The organism is Sphingopyxis alaskensis RB2256, assembly GCF_000013985.1.
Lineage (GTDB): Bacteria > Pseudomonadota > Alphaproteobacteria > Sphingomonadales > Sphingomonadaceae > Sphingopyxis > Sphingopyxis alaskensis.
In genome coordinates, this window is sequence record NC_008048.1 from 1,861,544 (window position 1) to 1,875,556 (window position 14,013).

The following is a 14,013-nucleotide window of genomic DNA, read 5'->3' on the forward strand; positions in this document are numbered from 1 at the left end:
GTCATGCCGATGTCCTTTTCCATTGGGCGACCACGACGTCGACCGGCTGCGGCCCGAGCAGCCACGCGCGCACCTGTTCGCGCACGATGCGCCGATGCCGGGGGTCGGTGAGATAGGGCGCGGGCGATTTTCCCTCGACGCGGGCGAGGAGCAGCGCGGCGGTCAGCCCGCCTGCACGGCGCAGCAGGTCGGCGTCATCCTCCCAGTCGGTAGCAGCACGATAGGCCGCGACCAGCGCATGCGCGGCTTCGGTCAGGCGGGGATCGTCAAGCCACACCGCCTTCAGGAGCAGATGCGTCGTGCAGAAGGCGAGATCGAACGCTGGATCGCCATAGACGGCGCATTCGGCGTCGAGAAAGACGGGGCCATCCTTGCCGACGAGGATATTCTTGGGGCTGACGTCGCCATGGACGAGCGCAATCTTGCGCGCCGCCAGATCGTCGGCGAGCGCGTAAAGCGCCGGCGCCATCTCGGCCTCCTTCTGCGCCACGTACAGCAGGAAGGGGTCGATGCGCAGCGCGCGGAACATGGCGTCGGTCGCAAAGGCGTGCCGATCGGCGGGGCTGTTTGCGGTGGCCGAATGGACCGCGGCGAGGCTTCGCCCCACCGCGGCGGCAAAAGCGACATCGACGCGCCCCGCGATCAGCTCGTCCTTCCAGACCGGCGCGTCCGGCAGGAAGCGCATCGCAAAGCCATAGCCGGGCAGTTCGGCGAGCACTTCGGGCGCAATCGCGGGATCGACGCTGCGCGCGCGTCTGAGCCAGCGCACCTCGCTCTGCCCGCGCTCGATCGGCGCGTGCCATTCGGCAGCGACGCGCAATCGTTCGAGCGGGCGTTTGACGACGATCGGCCCGGTCGGCGCATCGACCTTCCACACATCGCACGACACACCGCCGGTGAGCGGTTCGAGCACAATATCGCCCGCACCCACCAGCCCGGCGGCGCGCAGGTCGTCGATGATGTCGGCGTCCGCCGTCACGTCACAGCTTCTCCCTGATCCACGCGCTGACAAGGTCGGCGGCATTTTGCCGTTCCTCGATCGAATCCCCGAAATAATGCGCGGCGGGGCTCAGTTCGAGCCGTTTGTCGCGGCCGCCGGGGAAATCGAAGATCTTGCGCGCGTCGCTGGGGCATACGCCGGTCTCGGCGGTGCCCCGCGCCGCCAGCGCGGGCGTGTCATGCTTCGCAAGGTGCGGCTGTCCCTGGCGGGGGAGGTTTTGAGGCTCCCCATGTTGAGCCAGGTTTTGAGCATATTGGCGCGGCCGAGGCTCGGCGGGCGGTTCGCGGTCGCCGGGCCGCCGCGGTAGCACCCTTCGGGTTTGCGGCCCGACGGGTCGATCGCCGGATCGACGCAGCGCAAATCGCCCCAGCAGCGGGCCATCGGAAAGATGCGGTCGGGGATGCCAGCGGCGTTCAGCCGCGCCAGCTCGGCCCTGGCCCAGTCGATGATCCGGTCGACCGTCAGCGGCACAGTCGGCATCAGACCGTCCATGCAGCTCCTCTCCCGATTTCTAATGGATCGCATACTAAGTATTTTGCCTTGACAAGGCCTGGCCTGTCTTGCGTCGTGCCGTCTGCTCTTCTAGGGTCAGGACCCATTAATTACCCGTTCGAGGTTTGAAGCGATTTGCTCAGGGCGAGGAGAAAAGGCGCGGGAATATGGATATATTTCAAGACTTTTCGACGCTGCCATGGGCAAAATCGGTCAAATCCCGAAGGGACGCCGAAATGGCTTCAATCTCGGACCTTCGCGGCCTTGCGGGTAGCGATGCTACCCGCCGCACCCGCCAAGGCCCGATATCTTCGCCATTTCGACGCCTCGAACGGGTAATTAATGGGTCCTGACCCTAGGTGTTTGGTCCCAGCATGTGATGGTGTAGACTTGTCGCCGTTGCAGCGGAGGGAGCTATGGGACAGATTTTACACGGGAGCGCCAAGACCACGCACGCCATTCGAGGCGAGCTACAGCGATCGCAAGCTTCGGTCGCGAGCCTCGCGAGGAAGTACGGGATCAACGAGAAGACCGTCTTGAAGTGGCGCCATCGGCAGTCTGTGGACGACATGCCGATGGGGCCGAAGGAGCGCCGCAGCACCGTCCTCTCGCCTATGGAAGAAGCTGCCATCGTGGCGTTGCGGGTTCAGGCGCGGTTGCCGCTCGACGACGTCTACATCGCGCTAAAGGACGTGATCCCGCAGTTGACGCGCTCGTCGCTGCATCGCTGCCTGCAACGGCATGGCATCAGCCGCCTGCCCAAAGCGGACCGCGAGAAGCCGAAGAAGTTCAAGGATTATGAGATCGGCTACTTCCACATCGACATCGCCGAGCTACGCTATGAGGGCGGCAAGGCCTTCCTCTATGTGGCGGTGGACCGCACCTCGAAGCTGGTCTTCGCCCGCATCTATCGCAAGGCCACAAAGCTTGCCGCCGCAGCTTTCCTCAAGGTGCTGGTCAAGACCGTGCCTTACAGGATCCACACCGTGCTGACCGACAATGGCGTCCAGTTCGTCCAGCCCCAGCGCGGCCAGAGCCGGCAATGGCTGATCCACATCTTCGAGCGGGTCTGCCTCGAAAACGGCATCGAGCATCGGCTGACCAAGCCCTACCACCCATGGACCAATGGTCAAGCCGAGCGGATGGTCCGAACCATCAAGGAAGCGACCGTCAAATCCTTCCATTATGCCTCGATCCAGGAACTGCGACGACACGTCAGCGACTGGCTGATCGCCTACAACTTCGCCAAGCAGCTCAAGGCTCTCAAGTTCAGGACACCATATGAAGCCATCGAGGAACTCTGGAAATCAAAGCCCGATGTCTTTATCGTCAAACCCAACCATCACATGCTGGGACCAAACAACTAGCGTGCGCGCGCCGACACGCCGTCGACCGCGAGAGCCTTCCTTTCCATCCTATGCGCACCCACCAGCTGATCATCGCCCTGTTCCAGCGTTTCTGCTGGCTCGACGAAGGGTTGCAGGCACGGCTTCACGCCCGCGGCTGGCCCGACGTCAACCGGCCACAATCGATGGTGATGACCAATATCGTCAGCGGCATCGTGCGCCCGTCGGACATCGCCCGCAACCTCGGCGTACCGCGGCAGGCGATCCACAGCACCATCAACCAGATGGTGAGGCTCGGGATCGTCCGGCTCGACGTCGACCCCGACGACCGGCGGCACATGATCGTCTCGTTCACCGAAACCGGCGCCCGGATGTGCAAGGACGCGCAGCGCGCGATGGATGCGCTCGCCGCACAGATCACGGCGCGGATCGGGCAGGACCGGTTCGACGCGCTGTTCGACGCGCTCGAAGCCGACTGGGGCGACAATATGGCGGGCGCGCCCGCTCCCCGGCGCGCAGCATGCTGATGGGACGTGAGCAGCGGAAGCGCGGAAAGCCACCAGAGCTGAAGTCGATACAGCCTAGACCGCGGCCCTCGCCAACCGGTCGTTGATCGCCGCGCCCAGCCCTTCCACCGGTATCGCCGCCACCGCAATGTTCGGCTTTGCGCTCGCTGCCCCCGCGTGCAGCGCGTCGAAAAGCCGCGCCGCCGCCTCGGTCAGATCGCCCGCCGCGCTCAGGTCATAATCGCCAGCGAGCCCCCCAAACCCGATCCCGAACTCGTCATCCGCAAACTCGACCGCGCCCAGCCGCACCGGCTTGCCCGGCGCATAATGGCTCGCCAGCATTCCCGGCGCGACGATGTCCGACCCCTTGCGCTCGATCACCGGCAATCCGCTCGCCATCGCCAGCATCGCCGCCGTAACCGGCCCCGGCCGCAACACTTCGATCGCGCCGTCCTGGACGCGCGCAATCGTCGATTCGACCCCCGCGCGCGTCGGCCCGTCGTCGATCACCAGCGCGATCCGGCCATCGAGGCTCGCAAGCACATGGTCCGCCCTTGTCGGGCTCACGCGCCCGCTCGCATTGGCGCTCGGCGCCGCGAGCGGGGCGCCCGTGCCCGCCAGCAAGGCCTGCATCGCGCGATGCCCCGGCACCCTGAGGGCAATCGTGTCGAGCCCCGCGGTCGCGATGCTGGCGACCGGGCATCCGGCCACGCGCGGCACCACCAGGGTCAGCGGTCCCGGCCAGAAGCGCGTCGCGAGCGCACGTTCGGCGGCGCCGAACTGTCCCAGCGTCTCCGCCGCAGCAAGGTTCGGCACATGGACGATCAGCGGATTGAAATCGGGGCGCCCCTTCGCGGCATAGATGCGCGCGACGCCGTCGGCGCTCCGCGCATCGGCGGCAAGCCCGTATACCGTCTCGGTCGGCACCGCGACCGGCTGCCCGCCCGCGATCAGCGCCGCCGCCTCGGCGATCGCCGCGCTATCGAACGCGCGAACAATTGTGGACTTTGAGCCTTCGGCCATGCCGCGCTATAGCGCCCGCGCAACGAGATTCATCAAGAAAGTCGGCCATCGCATGACCTACACGCCGCCCACCGCCGAACAGCTCTTCGTCCTCAATCATATCGCGCGCATCGACGCCATGGCGCAGCACGATCGTTTCGCCGCCGCAACCCCCGACATGGTCGAGGCGATCGTCGCCGGCATCGGTGAGTTTGCGGCGGAGGTCTATGCGCCCCTCAACCGCGTCGGCGACACGCAGCCTCCCAAATGGGACAATGGCAAAGTCACGATGCCGCCGGGCTTCAAGGAGGCGTATAAGGCGTTCGTCGAGGCGGGCTGGGGCAGCATCGACGGCCCCGGCGACTATGGCGGACAGGACCTGCCCTTCACCCTCGCGACCGTGGTGATCGAGGCGCTGGGCAGCGCGAACATGGGCTTTTCGCTGTGCAGCATCCTGACCCCCGGCGCGATCCACGCGCTGATGGCCTATGGCACCGAGGAACAGCGGCAGACCTGGCTCCCCAAGCTGATCACCGGCGAATGGAACGGCACGATGAACCTGACCGAGCCCGCCGCGGGCAGCGACGTCGGCGCGCTGCGCTCGACCGCCGAAAAGGTCACCGAGGGCGAGCACGCGGGCCTTTACCGGATCAAGGGCCAGAAAATCTTCATCACCTTCGGCGAGCATGACCTCACCGACAATATCGTTCACCTCGTCCTCGCGCGGACACCGGGCGCGCCCGAGGGCACGCGCGGCATCTCGCTCTTTCTCGTCCCCAAATACCGCCTCGACGCCGACGGCAATCCGACGATCTCCAACGGCGTCCATTGCGCGTCGATCGAGCACAAGCTCGGCATTCACGGCTCACCGACCGCGGTGATGGTCTATGGCGAGGATGAGGATTGCCTGGGCGAGATTGTCGGCGAGGAAATGGGCGGGATGCGCGCGATGTTCGTGATGATGAACAATGCGCGGCTGATGATCGGCTGCCAGGGCATCCAGATCGGCGAGCGCGCGATGCAGCAGGCACAGCGCTTCGCCGCCGAGCGCGTCCAGTCGGCGCTCGCGGGATCGCCCGACCGCACGCCCGTCACCATCGACAAGCACCCCGACGTCAAGCGGATGCTCTGGCGGATGCGCGCGCAGACCGAGGCGGCGCGCGCGCTCGTCTATTATGCCGCGGCGCAGACCGACTTCGGCAAATTGGGTGACGAGGCGGCGGCAAGCCGCGCCGACGTGCTGATCCCGCTCGCCAAGGCGCACGCGACCGACATCGGCTGTGAAGTCGCGAGCCTCGGCATCCAGGTCCATGGCGGCATGGGTTTCATCGAGGAAACCGGCGCCGCGCAGCATTATCGCGACGCGCGCATCGCGCCGATCTATGAAGGCACCAACGGCATCCAGGCCGCCGATCTCGTCGGACGCAAGCTCGGCATGGCGGGCGGCGACCTCGTCCGCGCGCTCATCGACGATATCGCGCGCGGCGCCGCCGATTTCCCCGAATTGCAGCAGTTGGTGGAGGCCTGCCGCACAGTCACCGACTGGATGGTCGGCGCGAACACCGCCGACCGGCTCGCGGGCAGCTACCCCTATCTCACCATGCTCGCGACCGCGACGTGCGGCTGGCTGATGGCGATCCAGCACCGGGCGGCGCGCACCGCGCTGGCCGAAGGCAGCGGCGACCGCGCCTTCCTGAACGCCAAGCTCACCTCGACGCGCTTTTACCTTGCGCAGATCGTCCCCGCGGCAACCGGACTCGCACGCTCGGCGCTGGCGGGCGACGCCGCGCTGGCAGCGCTGCCGCCGATCGGCTGAACCGGCCGGAATCCTGCGCCTTCCGCCGCGCCGGAAAGCGCAGGATTCCGTTCATGATTAACGCGATGATAACCGACTGGGACTAGACGCAACGGGCAATTGCTGGAGACGTGCGTGCCCATCCCGGTCAAGAGTCTGATCATCAGCTGGCGCAGCATCGGCTTGTCGCTGTTGATTGCCCTCGTAGTGGGCATAACGGCGGCCGGCGAAGTGGCGGACCGCGTGCTCGACGCCGTGGTGGGGCGTCTCGCGATGCGTCCGGTAAGCGGCGAAGTGGTGATTGTAGCGCTGGACGAGCGCACAATTACGCAATCGCCCAGCCGCAACTTCTCGATGACCCAATATGCAAATGTCGTCGAAGCCGTGGACAAGGCTGGAGCGAGGCGCCTTTTCATAGACTTCTATTTCGACCGGCGCGAGGCCGACCATGATTTTCCACGTTTCGTCAGTGCGGTGAAGAATATGGGCGACCGCATTGTCCTCGCGGTTTCGACACGTCAGGTTCCCGGTCGCGAAGATAAGGTCACAACATTCCCCAGCAAGAAGTTCGGTCCCGATGTTCCCATCGCAAGCATCGCTGTAGAAAGCGAGTTTTGGCAGGTATGGCGCGTGCCAATTGCGTATCGCGCCGAAGGAAAGTTGCTGCCGACCTTTGCATCTATCATGGCAGGGAAGAGCAGCGATACACCCAAAAGTTTTCGTCTGGACCTGAGCTACGACACTCGCACGATTACGGAGTATAGTGCCGCAGACTTGCTTTCAGGCAAGATCGGAGCACGCGAACTGGCTGGAAAGGATGTGATATTCGCGCCAACGGCACCGAGCTTTCAGGATTATTTCTATTTGCCTGGCCATGATCGCGTCCCTGGAGGTTTCATTCACGTCATCGCGGCCGAAACGTTGAAGCGGGGCGACCCGATCGATATCGGTTGGCTACCACCGTTGCTCGTCGCAATCGCGCTGACGGGGATAACGCTTCTTCGGCGCTTCCAGCGTGCCGTTCTGCCCGCAATAATCGGCACGATCGTTATCCTGATCGGTGGCAAGATCGTACTTGGGACCATGCTTGTGACGTCATGGATCGGCGCGGCACTAGTCTACGTCGCGGCGATCGCGACCAACGTCTCGCGAACCCGCAGGCGTAGTTCGGCGCAGCGCGAAAATCCGGTCTCTGGGCTGCCCAACTTCGAGGCGCTCCGTTCGCTCCCGCCCTTCGGCAGCGCGACGGTGATTGCCGCCAAGGTCGTCAATTTCGAGGATCTCGCTGCCTTCATTCCGGGCGACGGCATTGGCAAGCTGGTCGAACAGGTCACGCGCCGCCTCCAGCTCGCGTCGCAGGGCACGACATTGCACCACGACCTCGACGGCACTTTCGCCTGGCTCGTGCCCTATTATCAGCACAGCCAGATCGAGGGCCAGCTCGCCGGGCTCGCCGCGCTGTTCAACGCACCGCTGACGATCGGCGACCTGCGCGTCGACGTCGCGATCGCCTTCGGGGTCAATGACGAGTTCGAGGGGTCGAACGCCCAGCGGCTCGCCGCCGCGCTCGTCGCCGCCGAGCGCGCGATCCGCACCCGCGCATTGTGGACCAAATATACGCCGCGGCAAAAGGACGGCGCCGGCTGGCAGCTGTCCTTCCACTCGCAGCTCGAGGATGCGCTCACCGGCGGCGACATCTGGGTCGCCTTCCAGCCGCAATATGAGATCGCCACCCGTCGTCTGGTCGGGGTCGAGGCGCTTGCGCGCTGGACGCACCCGACGCGCGGCCCCATTCCGCCCGATGAATTCATCATTCAGGCCGAAAAAAGCCAGGACATCTATCGTCTGACGCTGTTCGTGATGGATCAGGCGATCCGCTCGGCGGCGGAGCTGCGCGGACGCGGTGTCCATATCAACATGTCGGTCAACCTGTCGGCGACCCTGCTCGATCACAGCGATCTGGTCGGGACGATCCGCGTCATGCTCACCGCGCATCATCTGCCGCCCGAAACCCTGACGATCGAGATCACCGAAACCGCGCAGATCGAGAACAGCCGGCAGGCGCGCCAGACGCTGGCACAGCTGCGCCGGACGGGCATCCGCCTGTCGATCGACGATTATGGCACCGGCCAGTCGAACCTCGAATATCTGACCGAGATCGAAGCCGACGAGATCAAGATCGACAAGCGATTCGTTTCGACGATGCACGATTCGCAGCGCAACCGCGAAGTCGTCAAATCGACGATCGATCTGGCGCACCGGCTCGGTGCTGTCGCGGTTGCCGAAGGCATTGAAGATGCAGAAACAATGGCCCTGCTCGCCAGCCTCGGCTGCGATGTCGGCCAAGGCTATCATCTTGGAAAACCACAATTGTTTTCCGACCTCATCGCCGCCCTGACGACCCCGCCCCACAGCCGCTCCGCATAATCGCCAGAATGGCGACAATCTTTATAGTTAAGACTCGATTTACCTTATTAATTAAGGTATACGCCCTGTTAACTGTTCTGCGTGGGCAGTCTTATCAGGAGATTTGTCATGGGTTGGTTTTGGCGCTTCCTGGGCGGCGGTGGCACTGACAGTGCTGGCGGCCAGGCCTAATCTGGAACGATTTTAAGACAAGGGCTCCGGCATCGCCGGGGCCCTTTTCTTTTGCGTGAACGCCGGGCGTCGATTCGCCCGCGGAGATTGGCTTCCGGTCGCTCCCATAGCCCGTCATTCGGGAGACTTGATCCGCGATCCATGGCAGCGCGCAGTCATGCCGGATCAAACCTGTCTTCCGCCCGCAGCAAGCTCCGGGGTAGCGTGGGGGCAATGAAGGCGAAGGCCGCCTGTGGTCGTCGGCGATGGCCGGATCCGCATACCTCCGCCGATGCCGGCACGGTTCTTGATGCTCTCCATGCTCTCCCGCCCGCGTCGCCGCCCGCGCCGCAGGCCGCGGAAACGCTGGCGCCGCGCGTCCCGGCGCGCGTTGCCGTCGACCAGTCGAATCAAATTATCGACGAGTTGAGTCCTCGATCCGTCATTTACCGTCTTGCATCGTCGCGCCGACGTGGCACTATGGGTGGTGGGTCAACCACGGGGGCACCCCAATAAATAGTGTCAGGCTGGAAGTGGCGGATTTCCGTCGCCCATCGCATATGGGCCCGGAAAAACCCTGCTTGCGCCCAAAAAAGGTGCCCACGCCGAGGGGTAAAGATGCTAAGACCGGGGCTTCGCCCTGAGTCGAACAAGACAGGAACATGTGCGCGCTTGCGCGCATTCAGATCGGGGGCGAACAGGATGGATTTTCGGGACAGCGAACGGGTGGAGACGAACGACGTGGCGACGGTGGAACTGACGAAAATTGATGCTCCAGCAGCGCCGGAGGCAAAGGGCGAATCGACGCCCGCGTCCGCCGCGAAGCCGGGCGACGGCGGCGAACCCAAGGTCCACGCGCGCCGATTCGCCATCGTGACCGATGCGAGCCGCGATGCGCTGCTTACCGATTTCGGCAAGGAAACGCTGCAGGACCGCTACCTCCTCCCCGGCGAATCCTATCAGGATCTCTTCGCGCGCGTCGCCGACGCCTATGCCGACGATCAGGATCATGCCCAGCGGCTCTACGACTATATCTCGAAGCTGTGGTTCATGCCCGCGACCCCCGTGCTCTCGAACGGCGGCACCGGCCGCGGCCTGCCGATCAGCTGCTACCTCAATTCGGTTGACGACAGCCTCGAGGGGATCGTCGGCACGTGGAACGAGAATGTCTGGCTCGCCAGCCGCGGCGGCGGCATCGGCACCTATTGGGGCGCGGTGCGCGGCATCGGCGAACCCGTGGGCCTCAACGGCAAGACGAGCGGCATCATCCCCTTCGTCCGCGTGATGGATTCGCTCACCCTCGCGATTTCGCAAGGCTCGCTCCGCCGCGGCTCGGCCGCCTGCTATCTCGACATCTCGCATCCCGAAATCGAGGAGTTTCTGGAGATTCGCAAGCCGTCGGGCGACTTCAACCGCAAGGCGCTCAACCTCCACCACGGCGTGCTCATCACCGACGAGTTCATGGAGGCCGTTCGCGACGGCACCGAATTCAACCTCCGCTCACCGAAGGACAACAGCGTCCGCGGCACCGTCGACGCGCGCTCGCTCTTCCAGAAGCTCGTCGAAACGCGCCTCGCGACCGGCGAGCCCTATATCATCTTCATCGACCAGGTGAACCGCATGATGCCCAAGCATCACCGCGACCTGGGGCTCAAGGTCACCACCTCGAACCTCTGCTCCGAAATCACCCTGCCCACCGGCCGCGACCATCTCGGCAACGATCGCACCGCGGTCTGCTGCCTCTCGAGCCTCAACCTCGAAACCTGGGACGAGTGGAACGGCGACAAGCGCTTCATCGAAGATGTGATGCGGATGCTCGACAATGTCCTTCAGGACTATATCGACCGCGCCCCGCCCGAAATGGCGCGCGCCAAATATAGCGCCAGCCGCGAACGCTCGGTCGGCCTCGGCGTCATGGGCTTCCACAGCTTCCTGCAGGCGCGCGGCCTGCCGTTCGAGGGGGCGATGGCGAAATCGTCGAACCTGCGCATCTTCAAGCATATCCGCGCGCAGGTCGATCAGGCATCGATGCTGCTCGCCAAGGAACGCGGCCCCTGCCCCGACGCCGCCGATCAGGGGGTGATGGAACGCTTTTCCTGCAAGATGGCGATCGCGCCGACCGCGTCGATCAGCATCATCTGCGGCGGCACCAGCGCGTGTATCGAGCCGATCCCGGCGAACATCTACACGCACAAGACGCTCTCGGGCAGCTTCTCGATCCGCAACCCGCACCTCGAGGCGCTGCTCGTCGACAAGGCGAAGAACAGCGACGCGGTGTGGAACTCGATCCTCGAGCGCGGGGGCAGCGTCCAGCACCTCGACTTCCTGACGCAGGACGAAAAGGATGTGTTCAAGACCAGCTTCGAGATCGACCAGCGCTGGCTGCTCGAACTCGCCGCCGACCGCACGCCCTATATCGACCAGGCGGCATCGCTGAACCTGTTCATCCCGGCCGACGTCGAGAAATGGGATCTGCTCATGCTCCACTATCGCGCGTGGGAACTCGGCATCAAATCGCTCTATTATCTCCGCTCGAAATCGGTGCAGCGCGCCGGCTTCGCGGGCGGGGTCGAGGCCGACAACACGCCCGAGGCCGCGAAATTCGAACTCGCGACCACCGATTACGACGAGTGTCTGGCTTGTCAGTGAGTGGTCCCTCTCCCACCGGGAGAGGGAGGGAGGCGCGAAGCGCCGGAAGGGAGGGGGTGACGACCCCGATGCGGACCTATCGCAATCAACCCGCCGGCACTGTCTCCCGCGCTCGCACCCTGCGCAAGCATGCCACCGGCGCTGAAAAGCGGATGTGGCAGGCGCTGCGCGAAACCTTCCCGGCCCTCAAATGGCGGCGACAGGTTCCGATCGGCCCCTATTTCGCCGACTTCTTCAGCTTCGCGGCGAAGCTGGTGATCGAGGTCGACGGCGGCCAGCACGCGGAAGCGGCGTCCTATGACGCCCGCCGCACCGAATTTTTGCAAGCGCAGGGCCTCACCGTCCTCCGCTTCTGGAACAACGACGTCCTGGAAAACACACGCGGCGTCATGGAAACAATCTCCCTCTCCCTCCGGGAGAGGGAAGGAGCGACGCAGTCGCGGAAGGGTGAGGGCGACCAATCGCCGTCTGCACCCAACCGCCAACCACCCTCACCTTCCCAAGGCTGACGCCTTGGGCCCCTTCCTCTCCCGGTGGGAGAGGAGTAAAGACATGCCAGTCCGGAGACCGATGAGATGCCCCTTCTAGAAGCCCGCAAGACCTACAAGCCCTTCGAATATCCCTGGGCGTTCGATTTCTGGAAGCGCCAGCAGCAGATCCACTGGGTGCCCGAGGAAGTGCCGCTGGGCGAGGATTGCCGCGACTGGGCGCAAAAGATCAGCGACCATGAACGCAACCTGCTCACCCAGATTTTCCGCTTCTTCACCCAGGCCGATATCGAGGTTCAAGATTGCTACCACGAAAAATACGGCCGCGTGTTCAAGCCGACCGAAATCAAGATGATGCTGACCGCGTTCAGCAACATGGAGACGGTGCATATCGCGGCGTACAGCCACCTGCTCGACACCATCGGCATGCCCGAAAGCGAATATGGCATGTTCCTCGAATATGACGAGATGCGCGCCAAGCATGATTATATGCAGCAGTTCGGCGTCGAAACCGACGAGGACATCGCGCGCACCCTCGCGATGTTCGGCGGCTTTACCGAGGGGCTTCAGCTCTTCGCCAGCTTCGCGATGCTGATGAACTTCCCGCGCTTCAACAAGATGAAGGGCATGGGCCAGATCGTCAGCTGGTCGATCCGCGACGAAAGCCTGCATTGCGAAGGCATCATCAAGCTGTTCCACGCCTTCACCAAGGAACGCGGCTGCCTGACCAAGGCGGTGAAGGAAGACATCATCGACACCTGCCAGAAAACGGTGCGGCTCGAGGATGCGTTCATCGACCTCGCGTTCGAACAGGGCCCCGTCCCCGGCATGACGCCCAAGGAGATCAAGCGCTACATCCGCTACATCGCCGACTGGCGCCTGGGGCAATTGGGGTTCCAGCCGATCTACATGATCGACGAACACCCCCTCCCCTGGCTCGCCCCGCTGCTGAACGGCGTCGAGCACGCCAACTTCTTCGAAACGCGCGCGACCGAGTACAGCAAGGGCGCGACGCGCGGCGACTGGAACACGGTGTGGACCAGCTTCGACAACCGCAAGAAAGCCAAGGCGAACGACGACGGCGCGACGACTCCCGCCGCCGAAAGTGACGGCGAGGATATGTTCGCCAAGGCAGGGATCGCCGCCGAATGAGACGCTGAAAACCCCTCCCGCTTGCGGGAGGGGCAGCGAGACTTGCGGGCTTGCCCGCTAGTCGCAGCGGGGTGGGCAGGAAGGAAAGCACATTGCCCAAAGTCTTCGACTGGAACGGCTATCGCTTCCATTTCTATTCGGACGAGGCGATCCGCGCGAACCCGTGCATGTCCACATCACCCGCGGCCGCGACACCGCCAAATTCTGGCTATGGCCCGACGTCAATGTCGCCTATAACCGCGGCTTCTCGCCCCACACGCTGCGGCTTTTGAGCAATGTGATACTGGAGCGACGCAAACAGATTGAAAGGGCGTGGAATGAGCATTTCTCCTGAACCCGTCGCCGTTCGCTTTGACGAAGACAGCTTCTGGGTCGATCTGGAGGACGGCCGCAACCTCGGCATTCCCTTGGCATGGTTTCCCCGCCTCCTCCACGCCACCCCCGCCCAACGCGAAGCGGTGTCGCTCAGCCGCGCCGGCCTGCATTGGGAAGAAATCGACGAAGACATCTCGATCGCCGGCCTGATTGCCGGCCGCGGCGACCAGACCCGCAACCGGAAAAAGGCCGCATGAGCCACTCGTCGCCGCTGAGGAATCCCTGAAAACCCCTCCCCTTCAGAGCCTGCCCCGGCGCAGGCCGGGGGGAGGGGCAGCGAAGCTTGCCAGCTTGCTGGCATAGCGAAGCGGGGTGGGGGCTCACGGCCTGAAACAATGATCGAAAAGAAAAGCCAGAGGCCAGAATGACCGAAAAGAAAAAAGAAAAACTCCTGATCCTCAGCCAGCCGCAGCGCGCCTGCCTGGAGGGCCTGTCGAACCGCCGCCCCCAACTCCCCACCGATCCCGTCCGCGACGAACTCACCGCGCTGGGGCTGGTGGTGAAACAGGGCGCCAAATGGGCGCTGACCCCGCAGGGCAAGAAGGTGCTGGCGGCAAGCTCGAACCGGCGCAATGCGGGCGGTTTTTCGGTTTGAGGGAATTGCCGCGCCGATACGTCGCGTAACGGCTTG

At 64.1% G+C, this 14,013-nt stretch carries 13 protein-coding genes; 10 read left to right on the forward strand and 3 right to left on the reverse strand.

Annotation, left to right across the window (positions count from 1 at the left end):
- Position 1: 1 nt before the first annotated feature.
- Both SALA_RS08975 and SALA_RS08980 read right to left on the reverse strand, forming a co-directional pair.
- Positions 2 to 979 carry a phosphotransferase family protein gene (locus SALA_RS08975; RefSeq protein ID WP_041383211.1) on the reverse strand — a complete coding sequence of 326 codons (978 nt, stop codon included), beginning with the start codon at positions 977 to 979 and terminating at the stop codon, positions 2 to 4.
- Positions 980 to 1,069: 90 nt separating this feature from the next.
- Positions 1,070 to 1,492 (reverse strand): hypothetical protein, encoded by a 423-nt coding sequence (locus SALA_RS08980; protein ID WP_011542059.1) that lies wholly within the window; start codon positions 1,490 to 1,492, stop codon positions 1,070 to 1,072.
- Between the two features lie 416 nt (positions 1,493 to 1,908).
- Between SALA_RS08980 and SALA_RS08985 the strand changes: the two genes are divergently transcribed.
- Both SALA_RS08985 and SALA_RS16435 read left to right on the forward strand, forming a co-directional pair.
- Entirely contained in the window at positions 1,909 to 2,859 is a 951-nt protein-coding gene (locus SALA_RS08985) for an IS481-like element ISSpal1 family transposase (protein WP_011540540.1), read from the forward strand.
- 50 nt (positions 2,860 to 2,909) lie between these two features.
- Positions 2,910 to 3,365: a MarR family winged helix-turn-helix transcriptional regulator gene (locus SALA_RS16435; RefSeq protein ID WP_011542060.1), complete on the forward strand. Its 456-nt coding sequence runs from the start codon at positions 2,910 to 2,912 to the stop codon at positions 3,363 to 3,365.
- Positions 3,366 to 3,419: 54 nt separating this feature from the next.
- On the opposite strand, the gene SALA_RS08995 is transcribed toward SALA_RS16435, so the two are convergent.
- Complete coding sequence (locus tag SALA_RS08995; protein WP_011542061.1) at positions 3,420 to 4,367, reverse strand: L-threonylcarbamoyladenylate synthase; 948 nt, start codon at positions 4,365 to 4,367, stop codon at positions 3,420 to 3,422.
- Between the two features lie 52 nt (positions 4,368 to 4,419).
- On the opposite strand from SALA_RS08995, the gene SALA_RS09000 reads away from it, so the two are divergent.
- The 8 genes from SALA_RS09000 to SALA_RS09035 all read left to right on the forward strand — a co-directional run bounded on the left by SALA_RS09000 (position 4,420) and on the right by SALA_RS09035 (position 13,977).
- On the forward strand, positions 4,420 to 6,162 hold the full coding sequence (locus tag SALA_RS09000; RefSeq protein WP_011542062.1) for an acyl-CoA dehydrogenase: 1,743 nt from the start codon (positions 4,420 to 4,422) through the stop codon (positions 6,160 to 6,162).
- Positions 6,163 to 6,276: 114 nt separating this feature from the next.
- Positions 6,277 to 8,568: an EAL domain-containing protein gene (locus SALA_RS09005; RefSeq protein WP_011542063.1), complete on the forward strand. Its 2,292-nt coding sequence runs from the start codon at positions 6,277 to 6,279 to the stop codon at positions 8,566 to 8,568.
- An 852-nt stretch (positions 8,569 to 9,420) separates the two neighbouring features.
- Positions 9,421 to 11,367 (forward strand): ribonucleoside-diphosphate reductase subunit alpha, encoded by a 1,947-nt coding sequence (locus SALA_RS09010; protein WP_041383212.1) that lies wholly within the window; start codon positions 9,421 to 9,423, stop codon positions 11,365 to 11,367.
- 68 nt (positions 11,368 to 11,435) lie between these two features.
- Entirely contained in the window at positions 11,436 to 11,876 is a 441-nt protein-coding gene (locus SALA_RS09015; RefSeq protein ID WP_011542066.1) for an endonuclease domain-containing protein, read from the forward strand.
- Positions 11,877 to 11,942: 66 nt separating this feature from the next.
- Entirely contained in the window at positions 11,943 to 13,007 is a 1,065-nt protein-coding gene (locus tag SALA_RS09020) for a ribonucleotide-diphosphate reductase subunit beta (RefSeq protein WP_011542067.1), read from the forward strand.
- A gap of 163 nt (positions 13,008 to 13,170) precedes the next feature.
- Positions 13,171 to 13,341 carry a DUF4160 domain-containing protein gene (locus SALA_RS16785; protein ID WP_011542068.1) on the forward strand — a complete coding sequence of 57 codons (171 nt, stop codon included), beginning with the start codon at positions 13,171 to 13,173 and terminating at the stop codon, positions 13,339 to 13,341.
- Complete coding sequence (locus SALA_RS09030; RefSeq protein WP_011542069.1) at positions 13,325 to 13,579, forward strand: DUF2442 domain-containing protein; 255 nt, start codon at positions 13,325 to 13,327, stop codon at positions 13,577 to 13,579. The genes SALA_RS16785 and SALA_RS09030 overlap by 17 nt, the downstream gene beginning before the upstream one ends.
- A 167-nt stretch (positions 13,580 to 13,746) precedes the next feature.
- Positions 13,747 to 13,977, forward strand: a complete 231-nt coding sequence (locus SALA_RS09035; RefSeq protein ID WP_011542070.1) for a hypothetical protein — start codon at positions 13,747 to 13,749, stop codon at positions 13,975 to 13,977.
- Positions 13,978 to 14,013 lie beyond the last annotated feature (36 nt).

Excerpts from the sequence above, each read along its gene's own strand:
- SALA_RS09010 (WP_041383212.1), top strand. The coding sequence starts at position 9,421 with ATGGATTTTCGGGACAGCGAACGGGTGGAGACGAACGACGTGGCGACG.
- SALA_RS09015 (WP_011542066.1), top strand. The coding sequence starts at position 11,436 with ATGCGGACCTATCGCAATCAACCCGCCGGCACTGTCTCCCGCGCTCGC.
- SALA_RS09035 (WP_011542070.1), top strand. The coding sequence starts at position 13,747 with ATGACCGAAAAGAAAAAAGAAAAACTCCTGATCCTCAGCCAGCCGCAG.
- SALA_RS08985 (WP_011540540.1), top strand. The coding sequence starts at position 1,909 with ATGGGACAGATTTTACACGGGAGCGCCAAGACCACGCACGCCATTCGA.
- SALA_RS09020 (WP_011542067.1), top strand. The coding sequence starts at position 11,943 with ATGCCCCTTCTAGAAGCCCGCAAGACCTACAAGCCCTTCGAATATCCC.
- SALA_RS16435 (WP_011542060.1), top strand. The coding sequence starts at position 2,910 with ATGCGCACCCACCAGCTGATCATCGCCCTGTTCCAGCGTTTCTGCTGG.
- SALA_RS08980 (WP_011542059.1), bottom strand. The coding sequence starts at position 1,492 with ATGGACGGTCTGATGCCGACTGTGCCGCTGACGGTCGACCGGATCATC.
- SALA_RS08995 (WP_011542061.1), bottom strand. The coding sequence starts at position 4,367 with ATGGCCGAAGGCTCAAAGTCCACAATTGTTCGCGCGTTCGATAGCGCG.
- SALA_RS09000 (WP_011542062.1), top strand. The coding sequence starts at position 4,420 with ATGACCTACACGCCGCCCACCGCCGAACAGCTCTTCGTCCTCAATCAT.
- SALA_RS09030 (WP_011542069.1), top strand. The coding sequence starts at position 13,325 with ATGAGCATTTCTCCTGAACCCGTCGCCGTTCGCTTTGACGAAGACAGC.